Origin of the sequence: Mesorhizobium sp. M0715 (genome assembly GCF_040320355.1) — a bacterium.
In the GTDB taxonomy this organism is placed as follows: domain Bacteria; phylum Pseudomonadota; class Alphaproteobacteria; order Rhizobiales; family Rhizobiaceae; genus Mesorhizobium.
In genome coordinates this window covers 255,201-269,271 of sequence record NZ_JAMYPL010000007.1, presented here as the reverse complement: position 1 = coordinate 269,271, position 14,071 = coordinate 255,201, and the positions used below count along the sequence as shown (strand labels likewise).

The window sequence follows — 14,071 nt, the reverse complement described above, 5'->3', positions numbered from 1 at the left end:
ACTACACATTATTAAGGTTAACAAAGGCTTGCAGCGCCGACTTGTCCGCAGCGGTTGCCCGCCAGGCGTGCGCAAGGTTGTAAGGGAAACCGGGCCGGCCTCGCCGGTAAAATCTCAAAGCGCACGAACGGCCTCAAGCACCTCTTCCGCATGGCCCTTGACGCGGACCTTGCGCCAAATCCTGGCGATCCGCCCGTCGCGGCCGATCAGGAACGTCGCGCGCTCGACCCCCATATACTTGCGGCCATACATCGATTTCTCGACCCACAGATGGTAGGCCTCGATCACCTTGCGCTCCTCGTCGGCGGCGAGGTCGATGGTCAGATTGTACTTCGACTTGAACTTGTCGTGCTTCTTGACGGGGTCGGGCGACAGGCCGATCACCACGGCGCCGGCCTTCTCGAACTCCGGCTTCAGCTGCGAGAAGCTGATCGCCTCCTGCGTGCAGCTTGTTGTGTCGTCCTGCGGATAGAAATAGAGCACGATGGGCTTGCCGGACGATGCGGCAAGGCTGACTGATCCGCCGCCGTCCCGCGGCAGGTCGAATTGCGGCGCGAGATCGCCTACGTCGAGGTCAGCCATACCGATGCCCTTGTTTGAGGTTACGCGCGAAGCCACACCGATATAGTGTCGGACGGGGATTCGTCCACGATCGAGTTCGTACAACGGAAAATTGCGTGGATCAGGAGCGACCGCAGCACGAGAAGATCCGGTTCAGGCGTGATGAGATCACCGACCTGGGGACCTTTCCGTCCGCCTGCCGTGTGCCGCCGCTCGGTCAGGCGTCGATCGGACGCGGTTTTCGCATCCTGTCGCGACTGTTCGCAGGTCTGGTCGCTTTCGTGCTGCTGGCCGCCATGCTCGTTTATCTGGTTGGCGCCTCCGGCATCGGAGCCGACCGGCTTCGCACCGAGGCGGAAACGGCGCTCGAGAAACTGGCGGGCGTCGATGTCAATGTCGCGGTCGGGCCTGCCCGCATCACGCTCGACGGTTCGAGTTTCATCGCGCTTCAGGTCAGCGACGTCAGCTTGAAGACATCGGACGGCAAGCCGATGGCCGATGCCGGCCGCGTGCGCTTCGGCGTGCGTCTGTTCCCGCTGCTGTGGGGGGATGTGCGGCTGACCAGCGCCAGGATCTCGGATGCCCGCATCGTCGTGGCGGCGATGCCGTCAGGCGGCGACTGGACTGCCGGCCTGCGCAATGCGGACGGCCTCATCGATCCGGAGAAGCTGTCCGCCGCGGTGTTCGGAAACATCAACCACGCACTCGATGCCGTGCGGGAGGATTCGCTGCGCCGGATCGACCTTCGCAATGTCGAATTCGTGCTGCCCGAAACCGGAGCGATCAAGCTCGTCAAGATCACCGACGCCACCGTCGTGCAGTCAGGCCCGGGCGGCATGCAGTTCTCGTCCACGGCGGACATCGACGGCAGGACGGCTACCGTTGCCGCTTCCGCCTCCCGCGATATCGCGGCGCACCGCGTCACGGCACTGGATGCGAGCGTCGATCTGGCCGATACCGGCGACATGGCGGCCGCTGCCGGCAAGCTGGGAACCGTCGCGCTGAAGCTGACGGGATCGGAAGGGTTCGGCGCGAACGCATCGCGGCTGACGGCCGCTTTGTCGTCGACGGGTTCTGTCCTTGATCTCGGCACGCGAGGACTGCTGCCGGCGGACGTCGATATCAATGCGACGCTGGTTGCGGGCAGCAACAAGATCCAGGTCGACAGATTGCTGCTGAAGACCGGCCGCTCGACATTCGATTTCGCCGGGTCGATCGGGCCGAAGCCGGCAAGCGGAGCGGTGGGTGAAGAACCCTCCTATCGCTACGACCTGACCAGCGACGGGTCGTCGCTTGCGCCTTCGGAGTCGCCCGAGCCGGCACTCACCTTCCTCGCCCGGATTGCCGGGGTCTACAATACGGTGAGCCACAAACTGGTCGCCGAGCAGATCGCGCTCCGGTCCGCCGGCTCCGGCGAGATGCTTGGCACCGCCGCCGTGGCGTTCGTCGACGGCAAAGTGCCGGGGATCAATCTGGCGTTCAACATCCACGACATGCAGGTCTCTCACGTCAAGCAGCTATGGCCGTGGTTTTCGGCGCGCAATGCCCGGCTGTGGGTGCTGGCCAATCTGTTCGGCGGCCGTGTCGTCGACGCCAACCTTCAGTTCCAGGTTGTGCCGGGCCGGCTTGGCAACGGCGTGCCGCTTTCGGCCGATGAGGTGTTCGGCCGCTTCCAGATCGAGGGATCGCGCTTCGACACCGCCGGCCGCATCCCGCCGATACGCGACGCGGTCGGTGTCGTCGGTTTCCACGGCAACGATGTCGATATCTCCCTGTCCTCGGGCACCGTCTACATGCCCAGCGGCCGCACCGTGGCGGCCAGCAACGGCACGCTGACGGTCAAGGCGGCCAACCGCCCGCCGGTCGTCGGCGCGCTCGATATCGACGTCGACGGCGAAGCGTCGGCCGTCGCCGAACTCGCATCCTACGAGCCGATCAACGCCATGCGCCATGTCGGCATTCTGCCGGAAGACCTGTCGGGCAGCGTCACCGGCCACGTCAAGGCTGATATTCCGCTGCAGTCGGGCGTCGACAGTTCGAAGCTCGATTGGCTGGTGTCGCTCGACTACACCGGTATGTCCTTGGCCAAGCCCTTCGAGGGCCAGATCGTGACGGATGCCGACGGTTCGATCACCGTCGATCCGGAGAAGGCGGTGATCTCCGCCAAGGCATTGCTGAACGGCATTCCGGCCGAACTCGATCTGGTAGAGCCGCTCAGGGATGACGGGCCGGCGCGCAGCCGCAAGGTGGCTCTGGTGCTTGACGACAAGATCCGCGCCGCCGCCATGCCCGGCCTGAAGCCGCTGCTTGCCGGAACGGTAAAGGTGGCGATCGACAAGAACGGCAGCGGCGACCAGAACGTCTCGGCCGACCTGACCAACGCCAGGCTGGACATTCCCTGGGCGGGCTGGAGCAAGGGGGCAGGGGTCCCCGCCAAGGTCACCTTCGTCATGACCAGGTCCGGCGAGACCATGACGCTGTCCGATTTCGACCTCGACGGAAAGACGTTCTCCGTCGACGGCAGCATCGTGCTGGTCAATGGCGCCTTGTCGTCGGCGCGGTTCAGCAAGGTCACCTTGAACAGGGGCGACGACGTTGCCGTGTCGGTGAAGCGGTCCGGCAAGGGCTATGCGGTCGACATATCGGGCAACGCGCTCGATGCCCGCTCGCTCATCAAGCAGTTCACTTCGGACGTCGACACGGCTACCAAGACCACCGGTTCCGATGCCATTTCCGTCAGCGCCGATGTCGACCGGCTGACCGGTTTCCACGACGAGCAATTGTCCAATCTGAAGCTCGACTACAGCGCGGCCGGCTCGCGGGTGAACGGGCTGAAGGTCAGCGCCACGGCCAGTTCAGGTGCGGCCATATCAATCAGCAACACCACCGGCGCCGGCCGGCGCACGCTCAACATGCAGTCCGCCGACGCCGGCGCCATTCTGAGATTCCTCAACATCTACGAGCATATGGAAGGCGGCGCGATCACGCTCGCACTGGCCGGGCCGAGCGACGGATCGCTCAAGGGCAAGGTCGACACCAGCAACTTTTTCGTCGTCAACGAACCGAAACTCGCCTCCATCGTCTCGACCACGCCGGCCGGCGACAACCGCAGCCTCAATCAGGCGGTCAAGGGCAAGCTGGACACATCGCGGGTGAAGTTCGAACGCGGCTACGCCGAGATCGACAAGGGCAGCGGCTATCTGAAACTGGCCAATGGCGTGCTGCGCGGACCGCGCATCGGGACGACGTTCCAGGGCACGCTCTACGACCAGAACAACAACATGGACATGACCGGCACGTTCATGCCGGTCTATGGCCTCAATCGCATCTTCGGCGAACTGCCCATCGTTGGCGCGCTGCTCGGCAATGGTCGCGACCGTGGCCTGATCGGTGTCACTTACCGGCTCAAGGGCAATGCCAACAAGCCGCTGCTGGACATCAATCCGCTGTCGGTGATCGCGCCTGGGATATTCAGATCGATCTTCGAATACCGGTGATCGTTAGGCCGCCCACCTTTCGTCACGAAAGTTAGGCGGCTTCGAGTTCCATTACCTTTTCTGCGGCCTTGGCGAGGAACCCAGATCGGGTGTAGCCATGAGCCTCGGCAAATGCATCGATCCGCTGAAGAACGTCATCCGGTAGAGTGACGTTTACCCGCACCGCCTTTTTTGCCTCGGTTTTCACGCCAACCAGAATGGCCACACCATCGCGGTTGATAGCTGACGCCATAACCTCAGCCAGAGACGAGGGCTCTGGAATAGCCTCTCCGTCCTCGACGAGCCCTTCGATGTGAAAGGCAAGGGCCTCTTCGGCCATAACTCGGGCGTCGTCTAAGTCCTTACCCGCCGTAACCACGCCGGGAAAATCAGGAAAAGACACGCCGAAGTCGCTTTCGGCATCCTTATGGATAAGTCCGATATACTGCTTCATGTCTCTCACCTCAGTGTCAGTCCAGATTGCTTTTCGATGCTACGCAGGGTGCCGATGGGTATGTCTCGTTTGGGGTGTGGAACGGTGACCCGTCCCGGTTTGTCGTTGTGCTTGAATTGAGCATGACTGCCTTTTCGAGCAACTTCGAACCATCCATCAGCGACCAACTTTGCAATCACATCGGCGCTCTTCATGTGTGTATCAATACACACTGATGCGCACGATGTCAATGAAAATCGGTCTAGACCGAATTGGTTGCATATGACGTTGCGGTGATCCGCCTGATGGTCGTCGTCGCTGTCAAAGCTACCAACAAAGGTAATGCAAGTTTCGCCGCGGTTCAAATGCTGAAGTGCAGTTCTTCGAAACGACACCTGTAAGTGTAAGCAGTCATGCCATCCATCGAAACCGCATCTGGATAGCGCCAAAAGCGAGGGTGCAGAGCAGTGCTCTTTCGCCGGTTCCGTCGATCGCGTGGCCGAATGAGGACTCACCAAGCCGGTCACCGGCTACCTCTGCGTCGCGCACGTCTCAAACATCAGCTGGCGGTTATTCCTCTACTCAACTCATCAATGAACTGGCGGATGTTCTGCGCGAGCTTCAAGTCCAGATATCTCGAATTGCAGGTAGCTTTCAGCTGGGGGAGGCCGAAGGACGAGAGTCCCGTGTCTCAGGGTATCGATGCCTATGAGGGCTTGGATAGGGAAGCCATCGCTGTCCAAGCGTAGCTCTCCGATGAAGCACTCCATGGTCATCCGGGGGAAAATTTGGTAACGCATGTTGCCTGTACTGGACTTCGGTCTTCGACCAGTTACCAGTCATCTCAGCTGTCATACCCGGGTTGAGCCGCCAAGCTTGAGCCAATTCCCGTGTGACCATCGTGCCCATGCATGCAGTGTCAACGACTGCCTGAACGGAGTGCCAGAGGCCGCCCCCATTTGAAATCTCGATATCGACGAAAGGGAAAGCTGGCTCGGAAAGCGATGTGGCCGTCTGACCCGCTCGGTCAAGCCAATAAATCGGTACCTTCATCATCTCTCCACGTGGTAGTCCTCAAGCCGGCCGCACCAGAATGTGTTTTTTCTTTCCCAGAGAAAGCTTTACGACGCTTTCCGGACTCAAATCCTTTGAAGTCACCAGGCGGCGCTCGTCGCTCACCGGCTCGTCGTTCAGGCGCACGGCACCGCCCTGCACATGCCGCCGCGCTTCGCCGTTCGATGCCGCCAGTCCGGCAGTGACCAGCAGCGACAGGATACCGACGCCGGTTTCAAGCGCCGTTTTGTCGACCTCGACGGTCGGTAGCGACTCCGCGAGCGCGCCTTCCTCGAACGTCTTGCGCGCCGTATCGCTGGCTTGCTCGGCGGCTGCACGGCCGTGCAGCAGGGCGGTGATCTCGGTGGCGAGGATCTTCTTGGCCTCATTGATCTCGGATCCGCCGAGCTGTTCGAGCCGCGCCACCTCGTCCAGCGGCAGCGTCGTGTAGAGCTTCAGGAAGCGGGCGACGTCGGCATCCTCGGTGTTGCGCCAGTACTGCCAGAATTCGTAGGGGCTCAGCATCTCCGCATCGAGCCAGACCGCGCCCGAAGCCGACTTGCCCATCTTGGCGCCCGACGAGGTGGTGAGCAGCGGGGTCGTCAGCGCATAGAGCTGCGCATCCTCCATGCGGCGGCCGAGATCGATGCCGTTGATGATGTTGCCCCACTGGTCGGAGCCGCCCATCTGCAGGCGGCAGCCGAGACGCTTGTAGAGCTCGACGAAATCATAGGCCTGCAGGATCATGTAGTTGAATTCGAGGAACGACAGCGACTGCTCGCGATCGAGCCGCAACTTGACGGAATCGAACGCCAGCATGCGGTTGACGGAAAAGTGACGGCCGACATCGCGGAGGAAATTGACGTAGTTGATCTCCATCAGCCAGTCGGCGTTGTTGACCATGATGGCGTCGTTCGGACCGCTGCCGAATTTGAGGTAGGGCATGAAGTTGCGGCGGATGCCGGCTAGATTGTCTTCGATGTCCTGCGGGGTCAAAAGCTTGCGCGCCTCGTCCTTGAAGGACGGGTCGCCGATCATCGAGGTGCCGCCGCCCATCAACGCGATCGGCCGATGACCGGTCTGCTGCAGCCAGTGCAGCATCATGATTTGGATCAGCGAGCCGGCGTGCAGGCTCTTGGCGGTGGCGTCGAAGCCGATATAGGCCGTCACCGTCTCCTTGGCGAAGATATTGTCGAGGCCGGCATCATCCGAAGTCTGGTGGATGAAACCGCGCTCGCTCATCGTGCGCAGGAAATCGGATTTGAAGGCGGACATTGTTTCTTTCCCGAAAGCGCCCGGCCGCTGTGGCTCGGATGTGCATGAACGCGGGCGTTTAGCATCCAAGCGCGATCAGCAAAAGTGGTTTCCGGTTTTGCGTCTGATCGCGCGCCAGACAAAGATCCAGCGATCAGCAAAAGTGGTTTCCCGTTTTGCAGCTAGCGCGGATGGCGTTTGCGAATCCTTGCTTCGTCGTTTGGGCTGGCGTATTGAGGCGCCGCGCAGGGGCAGGGCCTGAGGCGCCGCGACGGGGCCATCCCGCAGATCAGATCCGGAAAGCTCCGCGATGAACAGGAACTATCTTTTTCTTTTTCTGTTCAGCGTGCTGATGACTTTCAGTGGACTGGCGAGCCTTCCACCCGTCGACCGGGACGAATCCCGTTTTGTCCAGGCCACCAAGCAGATGGTCGAAACCTCCGACTATGTCGACATCCGTTTTCAGGATGCCTCGCGCTACAAGAAGCCGATCGGCATCTACTGGCTGCAATCGGCGGCCGTGGCGCTGAGCGGCGAGGGGGCGGCGGCGCCGATCTGGGTCTACCGCCTGGTCTCCATGCTTGGCATTGCCTTGGCCGTCGTCGGCATTGCCTGGACAGGCACCAAGCTGTTCGGGGCCAATGCCGGTCTCGCCGCCGGCCTGATGATGGCGGCTATCTTCGCCACAGCCTTCGAGGGCCGTGACGCCAAGACCGACGCCATGCTGCTGGCCTGCTGCGTGGCGGCGCAAGGCGCGCTCGCCCAGATTTATCTGGCATCGCGCCGCAACGAACCGGTGGCCGCCCATTTGCCGTGGATCTTCTGGGCGGCTCAAGGCCTGGGAATCCTTATCAAGGGGCCGGTGGCTCCGCTCCTGTCGGTGCTGACGGTCGCCGCCCTGTTTGCCTTCGAGCGCGACTGGCGCTGGCTCCTGAAGCTGAAGCTCGTGCGCGGTGTCGCCCTGGTGCTGCTCATCGTGCTGCCCTGGGTCGCCCTCATCACCTGGAAGAGCGGCGGCGCCTTCCTCAGTGATGCCGTCGGCAAGGACATGATGGCCAAGGTCGCCTCGGGCGAGGAATCGCACGGCCTGCCGCCGGGCTTCTACATGCTGACCTATTCCTTGTTCATGTGGCCGTTCGGTCTGATCGCGGTCGGCGCCGGGCTGCAGGCCCTCAACCGTCTGCGCGACGATCCCCGGCTGCGTTTCTGCCTCGCCTGGTACATTCCGTTCTGGCTGGTGTTCGAGCTGATCCCGACCAAGCTGCCCCACTATGTCCTGCCGGCCTATCCCGGCATGGCGCTGCTGATCGGCTGGCTGCTGACCTTGCCGCCGCAGGAGGCGAATGCGCCGCTCAGGCGCTGGCAGGATTGGTTGTGGTGGTCGACCGCATTCGGTCTTGCCGTGGTCAGCCTTGGCCTGGCGGCGGTCTGCGTCGGAGCGCCGATCTATCTCACCGGCGCCTTCTCCTGGTGGAGCATTCCGGCAGCCGCGGCAGCACTGGGGGCGGGCTATCTTGCCTCCTCGCGGGAGTTGCAGGTTCCGCTTCCTCGCATCGGCGCCGTCGCGGCTTGCGCGGGCATCACCTATGGGCTGTTGTTCGGCGTCATCGCGCCTTCGCTGAAGCCGATCTGGCTGAGCCCGGCGATCGAGGCGGCGTTCCAGGCCAACAGGCCTTGCGACACCACGGTGCTCGCTTCGGCGGAATATCACGAGCCGAGCCTGGTGTTCCTGGTCGGCACCAAGACCGTCCTGACCGATGTCGATGGCGTCGCCAAGCATCTGCTCGGCGATCCTGCCTGCGCCCTGGCGCTGGCGCAGGTCGGCGACGAGCAGAAACTGAATGGGCTGCTGGCGGCGCAAGGCAAGTCGGCGAACCGCGTTGCCGAGGTCGACGGCCTCAACTATTCATCGGGAGACAAGCTGTCGCTCGGCCTCTATCGTGTAACCCAGTGACGGCTCGCCGATGCCCATGACGGCAACAATAGGGTCGAATTTCCTATGCTGGTGAAATCACGCCCGCCCGTTTCGAGCCTGCTCCTTGGGGTAGGGCGCCGGTCGCTCGACAATTTTCGCGATACGATGCAGATCGCCAAAAGCCGCCTTGCCACCCGTCCGGCCAGATACCCGAACGTTTTGTGGTCGGTCTGGGTGCTGGTGTGGATTTTGCTGACGGCGGCGGCGTTTGTTCGTCTCGACACCCCGGCCGGAATGCTTCACGGCAAGTGGTCGGCGGAATTTGCCCGGACTGCCGACTTTTTCACCCAGTTCGGCCTGGGTGGCTGGTATCTCATTCCGTCGGCGCTTCTGCTTGTCGCCGCGAACCTGACGGATTGGCGAAGCCTCTCCCGGCGCTCGCTGATGCTCCTCTACAACTGGACCTGCCTGGCTTTTCTGGTGCTGTGCGCCACCGGCCTGTCGGGAATCGCCGTCAATGTGCTGAAATATGCGATTGGCCGGGCTCGCCCGCTCTATTACGAGGACTTTGGCGTGCTTACCCTGCACCCCTTCGCTTTCGATGCGCGCTTCGCCGGCTTTCCATCCGGCCATGGTACGACGATGGGCGCGGTGTTCGGGGTCGCTTTGCTGTTGTTTCCGCGGCGCTGGTACATCGCCCTGGCGATCACTGCCTGCATCGCCTCGACCCGTATCTTCGTTGGCGCGCACTATCCCAGCGACACCGTCGCCGGCTTCGGCCTTGGCTGCGGTTTCGCGCTGGCCTGCGGGCTGGTCTTTGCCCGGCTCGGCTTCATCTTCCGGCCGATGCCTTCGGGACTGCCGGTCCGCAAGACAACGTTTTGGCTGATTGGGCGGAGAAGGAAGGCTTCCTGAGCATTCGAAGTTCAGTTGCCGTCCAGCCCGCCATAGGATCTGACCAGGCCGGCCATGCCGGGCGACTGGTGGTCTTCGCTTTCCAGCCCCTGTGCAACGCCGACGCGATCGGCGACCGGCCGGTTCTGGCTGACCTTCCACTTGCCGTGGATTTCGCTGATCTCGATTTCCAGCCCGATAATGCCTTTGATCTGCGACTGGATGAACGGCTCCGGCGCGTCGGTCACTGCCCAGGGCGCTTGGCGAGCGCCTTCCTGCGACGCCGTCAGATCGGCGATCTGCTGCGCCAGCCAGTCCTGGTCATCCATCACCTTGACTGTGCCGCGAACCTGCACGATGGCATAATTCCAGGTCGGCACCACCTTGCCGGTCTCGCGCTTGGTCTCGTACCAGGACGGCGTCACATAGGCATCGCTGCCGTGGAAGACGATCAATACCGGTGAAGCCGGATTGTCGGCCAGCAGGCGCCATTGCGGGTTGGCCCGCGCCAGATGGGCGCGCAGCCTGCCGTTAGGCCCGATTTCCGCGTCGAGCAGGAACGGGACAGCGTTGGCGACCGGCCCATCGGACCCGTTGGAAATCAACAGGCCCAGCGGATGCGTCCGGATCAGCCCGTGCAGGATTTCCGGCCGCGTTTCCCTGAAATGAGGAGGCTCGTACATCGCCGTCCGTTCTTTTCTTGTTTATCTCAGCCGCTTCGGACGCGGATCCGACAATTCGCCGGCCAGCCGGCGGTCGAGATAGTCGGCGCATTCCTCGAGCAGCAGGTCGGCATCGTTGGCGAAGAAATGGTTGGCGCCGGGCAACGTCTTTTGCGTGATGGTGATGCCCTTCTGCGTGTGCAGCTTGTCGACCAGGCCCTGCACATCCTTCGGCGGCGCCACCTTGTCGGCATCGCCATGGATGATCAGGCCCGATGACGGGCAGGGCGCCAGGAACGAGAAATCATAGGTGTTGGGCTGCGGCGCGATCGAGATGAAGCCTTCGATTTCCGGCCGGCGCATCAGAAGCTGCATGCCGATCCAGGAGCCGAAGGAGTACCCGGCGACCCAGCAACTCTTGGAATCCGGATGCAGCGACTGCACCCAATCCAGCGCCGCGGCGGCATCCGACAACTCGCCGGTGCCGTGGTCGAACTCGCCCTGGCTGCGGCCGATGCCGCGGAAATTGAAGCGCAGCGTGGTGAAATCCCGCTTCTGGAACATGTAGAAGAGGTCGTAGACGATCTTGTTGTTCATCGTGCCGCCGAATTGCGGATGCGGGTGCAGGACGATGGCAATCGGCGCGCTTTTTTCCTTGGAAGGCTGATAGCGACCCTCCAGGCGGCCGGCAGGACCGGTGAAAATGACCTCAGGCATAAAATACTCCACTTGGTAATACGAACGCGCGGTGCCTGGAACGTTTCCTCTGGCCTTGACGCAGGGCGAGCGTCTTCTTAGAAGCTAGTTTAGAATTGTTCAAAACTGGGTGGCAAGACATTGAGCCCGGCCACCCGCGCCGCAAGCCGCGTAAATAGGACGGCTCGCCTTGGAATTTCAAGGAAATAACGCCATACGACATCGGAATGGCTTCTGACGGGACTTGACGGACGAAAATGGCCGCAAAACGCGCCTATCTCGATTATAATGCCAGTGCGCCGCTGCTTGCCGCGGCCCGCGAAGCTATGGTCGGGGCGCTTGACGTCGCCGCCAATCCGTCATCGGTTCACGCCGAGGGGCGGGCGGCCCGCCGTATGATCGAAACCGCCAGGCGTGATGTTGCTGCACTGGTCAACGCCAAGCCCGAGCATGTCGTGTTCACCTCCGGTGCGACGGAAGCAGCCTCGACGCTGCTGTCACCCGACTGGCGGATGGGGCGCGGCACCGTGCGCATGAGCCGACTTTATGTGTCCGAGGCCGATCATCCCTGCCTGTTGAACGGCGGACACTTCCCGGCAGCGCAGCTCACCCGGATCGGCGTCGACGCCAACGGCATCGCCGATCTCGGCGCCTTGGAGTCGGCGCTCGGCGGTCATGACAAGAGCGAAGGCCTGCCGCTGGTCGCCATCCACGCCGCCAACAACGAAACCGGCGTCATCCAGCCGATCGATCGCATCGCCGGGATTGTCAAGGCGGCGGGCGGTATCCTCATTGTCGACGCCGTGCAGGCCGCCGGGCGTGTTTCGATCGATCTATCAGCTGGTTACGCCGATTATCTGATTCTGTCCTCGCACAAGATCGGTGGCCCCAAGGGCGTCGGCGCCATTGTCGCCGCTTCGGATCTGATGATGCCGAAGCCGTTGATCAATGGCGGCGGCCAGGAGAAGGGCCATCGCGGCGGCACCGAAAACCTCGCTGCCATTGCCGGTTTTGGCGCGGCCGCCCGCGAGGCCCTGGCCGGATTGCTGGCAATGGATGCGGTGCGCCAGCGCCGCGACGAAGTCGAGGCCATCGTCAAATCGCTGGTGCCGGACGCGGAAATCTTCGGAACCGGTGCGCCAAGGCTTGCCAATACGGCATTCTTCGTTATTGCGGGCGTCAAAGCCGAAACCGCGCAGATCGCCTTCGATCTGGCCGGTGTAGCGCTGTCGGCCGGCTCCGCCTGTTCGTCGGGCAAGGTCGGACCGAGCCATGTGCTGAAAGCCATGGGATACGGTGACAGCCTCGGCGCCTTGCGCGTGTCGATCGGGCCTGCGACCGGCGCGGAAGACATCGAGTTGTTTCGCGTTGCGCTGACGGGAATCGCTGCACGCAGGGCGGATAGGGAAAAGGCCGCGTGAGCGGTTGGACAATTTCGGGCCTTTCGGCCTGGTAGAGCCGTGCGTTTCATGCTGGCCGGGTGAATTTCCGGTCGAAGCGCACTATATGAAACTTACGCTGCCGCGAGCGCTTCTTTGGCGTTCAATTTTGGCGGTGCCATAGTTTGAAAACTGTCGGGCCTTGACCCCGGCGTGGATGGAGAACGCATATGCCTGCTGTGCAGGACACGATCGATCGGGTCCGAAAGATCGACGTCGACCAATACAAATACGGATTCCAGACCGAAATCGCGATGGACAAGGCCCCCAAGGGCCTCAGCGAAGACATCATCCGTTTCATTTCGGCCAAGAAGGACGAGCCGTCCTGGATGCTGGAATGGCGTCTGGAAGCGTATCGCCGCTGGCTGACGCTTGACGAGCCGACCTGGGCGCGCGTCCACTATCCGAAGATCGATTTCCAGGACATCTATTTCTATGCGGCGCCCAAGAGCACGCCCGGCCCGACCTCGCTCAGCGATGTCGATCCCGAACTCTTGAAGGTCTACGAAAAGCTCGGCATTCCGCTGCGGGAGCAGGAAATCCTTGCCGGTGTGCAGAAGACCGATGCCTCGGAGCTCGAGGAGGTCAGCGATAACGTCTACAAGTCGGGCCGCGTCGCTGTCGACGCCGTGTTCGATTCCGTCTCGGTCGTCACCACTTTCAAGAAGGAGCTGGCGCAGGCCGGCGTCATTTTCTGTTCGATCTCGGAAGCCATCCGCGAGCATCCGGAACTGGTGAAAAAGTATCTCGGCTCGGTCGTGCCGACCTCCGACAATTACTACGCCACGCTGAATTCGGCTGTCTTCACCGACGGCTCGTTCGTCTTCGTGCCCAAGGGCGTGCGCTGCCCGATGGAGCTGTCGACCTATTTCCGCATGAACGAGAAGAACACCGGCCAGTTCGAGCGCACGCTGATCATCGCCGAGGAGAGGGCCTACGTCTCCTATCTCGAGGGCTGCACGGCGCCGCAGCGCGACGAGAACCAGTTGCACGCCGCGGTGGTCGAACTGGTGGCGCTCGACGATGCCGAGATCAAATATTCGACGGTGCAGAACTGGTATCCCGGCGACGCCGAGGGCAAGGGCGGCATCTACAACTTCGTCACCAAGCGCGGCGACTGCCGTGGCGACCGCTCCAAGATTTCGTGGACGCAGGTCGAGACCGGCTCGGCGATCACCTGGAAATATCCGAGCTGCATCCTGCGCGGCGACGATTCCCAAGGCGAGTTCTATTCGATCGCCGTGTCGAACGGCTATCAGCAGGTCGACAGCGGCACCAAGATGATCCATCTCGGCAGGAACACGTCGAGCCGCATCATCTCCAAGGGCATCGCCGCCGGCTTCTCGCAGAACACCTATCGCGGCCAGGTCTCGGCGCATCGCAAGGCGACCAACGCCCGCAACTTCACCAACTGCGACAGTCTGCTGATCGGCGACCAGTGCGGCGCGCACACCGTGCCCTACATGGAAGCCAAGAATTCGACGGCGCAGTTCGAGCACGAAGCGACGACGTCGAAGATTTCCGAGGACCAGAAATTCTACGTCATGCAGCGCGGCATTCCCGAAGAGGAAGCGATCGCGCTGATCGTCAACGGCTTCGTCAAGGACGTCATCCAGCAACTGCCGATGGAATTCGCGGTCGAAGCGCAGAAGCTGATCGGTATTTCGCTGGAAGGTAGCGTTGGGTAA

The 14,071-nt window shown here is 62.2% G+C and carries 12 protein-coding genes; 6 read left to right on the top strand and 6 right to left on the bottom strand.

From position 1 onward, the window contains the following. Positions 1-114: 114 nt before the first annotated feature. Positions 115-582 carry a peroxiredoxin gene (locus NKI21_RS11895; protein WP_023810305.1) on the bottom strand — a complete coding sequence of 156 codons (468 nt, stop codon included), beginning with the start codon at positions 580-582 and terminating at the stop codon, positions 115-117. A 95-nt stretch (positions 583-677) separates the two neighbouring features. Between NKI21_RS11895 and NKI21_RS11890 the strand changes: the two genes are divergently transcribed. Continuing rightward, the gene (locus tag NKI21_RS11890) at positions 678-4,058 is read left to right on the top strand and encodes a hypothetical protein (RefSeq protein ID WP_352865658.1); all 3,381 of its coding nucleotides are present in this window, start codon (positions 678-680) and stop codon (positions 4,056-4,058) included. Positions 4,059-4,089: 31 nt separating this feature from the next. Here NKI21_RS11890 and NKI21_RS11885 read toward each other — a convergent pair whose 3' ends face one another. The 3 genes from NKI21_RS11885 to tyrS all read right to left on the bottom strand — a co-directional run bounded on the left by NKI21_RS11885 (position 4,090) and on the right by tyrS (position 6,798). Continuing rightward, positions 4,090-4,491, bottom strand: a complete 402-nt coding sequence (locus NKI21_RS11885; protein ID WP_352673856.1) for a type II toxin-antitoxin system HicB family antitoxin — start codon at positions 4,489-4,491, stop codon at positions 4,090-4,092. Positions 4,492-4,496: 5 nt separating this feature from the next. Further along, on the bottom strand, positions 4,497-4,685 hold the full coding sequence (locus NKI21_RS11880; RefSeq protein WP_352673854.1) for a type II toxin-antitoxin system HicA family toxin: 189 nt from the start codon (positions 4,683-4,685) through the stop codon (positions 4,497-4,499). Positions 4,686-5,544: 859 nt separating this feature from the next. After that, positions 5,545-6,798: a tyrosine--tRNA ligase gene (gene tyrS / locus NKI21_RS11875; RefSeq protein WP_352865653.1), complete on the bottom strand. Its 1,254-nt coding sequence runs from the start codon at positions 6,796-6,798 to the stop codon at positions 5,545-5,547. On the opposite strand from tyrS, the gene NKI21_RS11870 reads away from it, so the two are divergent. From NKI21_RS11870 to NKI21_RS11860, 3 genes are read left to right on the top strand one after another with little or no spacing between them, the layout of a single operon-like run. After that, a complete protein-coding gene (locus NKI21_RS11870) occupies positions 6,785-7,039 on the top strand; it encodes a hypothetical protein (protein WP_352865650.1) in 255 nt (84 codons plus the stop codon). The two genes, tyrS and NKI21_RS11870, sit on opposite strands and share 14 nt — an antisense overlap. Positions 7,040-7,087: 48 nt before the next feature. Beyond that, positions 7,088-8,731: an ArnT family glycosyltransferase gene (locus NKI21_RS11865; RefSeq protein WP_352865647.1), complete on the top strand. Its 1,644-nt coding sequence runs from the start codon at positions 7,088-7,090 to the stop codon at positions 8,729-8,731. A gap of 45 nt (positions 8,732-8,776) precedes the next feature. Continuing rightward, the gene (locus NKI21_RS11860; protein WP_352865644.1) at positions 8,777-9,607 is read left to right on the top strand and encodes a phosphatase PAP2 family protein; all 831 of its coding nucleotides are present in this window, start codon (positions 8,777-8,779) and stop codon (positions 9,605-9,607) included. 11 nt (positions 9,608-9,618) lie between these two features. Here NKI21_RS11860 and NKI21_RS11855 read toward each other — a convergent pair whose 3' ends face one another. Together NKI21_RS11855 and NKI21_RS11850 are read right to left on the bottom strand one after the other, a co-directional pair. Then, on the bottom strand, positions 9,619-10,269 hold the full coding sequence (locus NKI21_RS11855) for an FMN-binding negative transcriptional regulator (RefSeq protein WP_352865641.1): 651 nt from the start codon (positions 10,267-10,269) through the stop codon (positions 9,619-9,621). A gap of 21 nt (positions 10,270-10,290) precedes the next feature. Next, positions 10,291-10,965, bottom strand: a complete 675-nt coding sequence (locus NKI21_RS11850; RefSeq protein WP_023669128.1) for an alpha/beta hydrolase — start codon at positions 10,963-10,965, stop codon at positions 10,291-10,293. 236 nt (positions 10,966-11,201) lie between these two features. On the opposite strand from NKI21_RS11850, the gene NKI21_RS11845 reads away from it, so the two are divergent. Both NKI21_RS11845 and sufB read left to right on the top strand, forming a co-directional pair. After that, a complete protein-coding gene (locus tag NKI21_RS11845; protein WP_352673845.1) occupies positions 11,202-12,365 on the top strand; it encodes a cysteine desulfurase family protein in 1,164 nt (387 codons plus the stop codon). Between the two features lie 188 nt (positions 12,366-12,553). Then, positions 12,554-14,071, top strand: coding sequence for a Fe-S cluster assembly protein SufB (sufB, locus tag NKI21_RS11840; protein WP_352865638.1), 1,518 nt, complete (start codon positions 12,554-12,556; stop codon positions 14,069-14,071).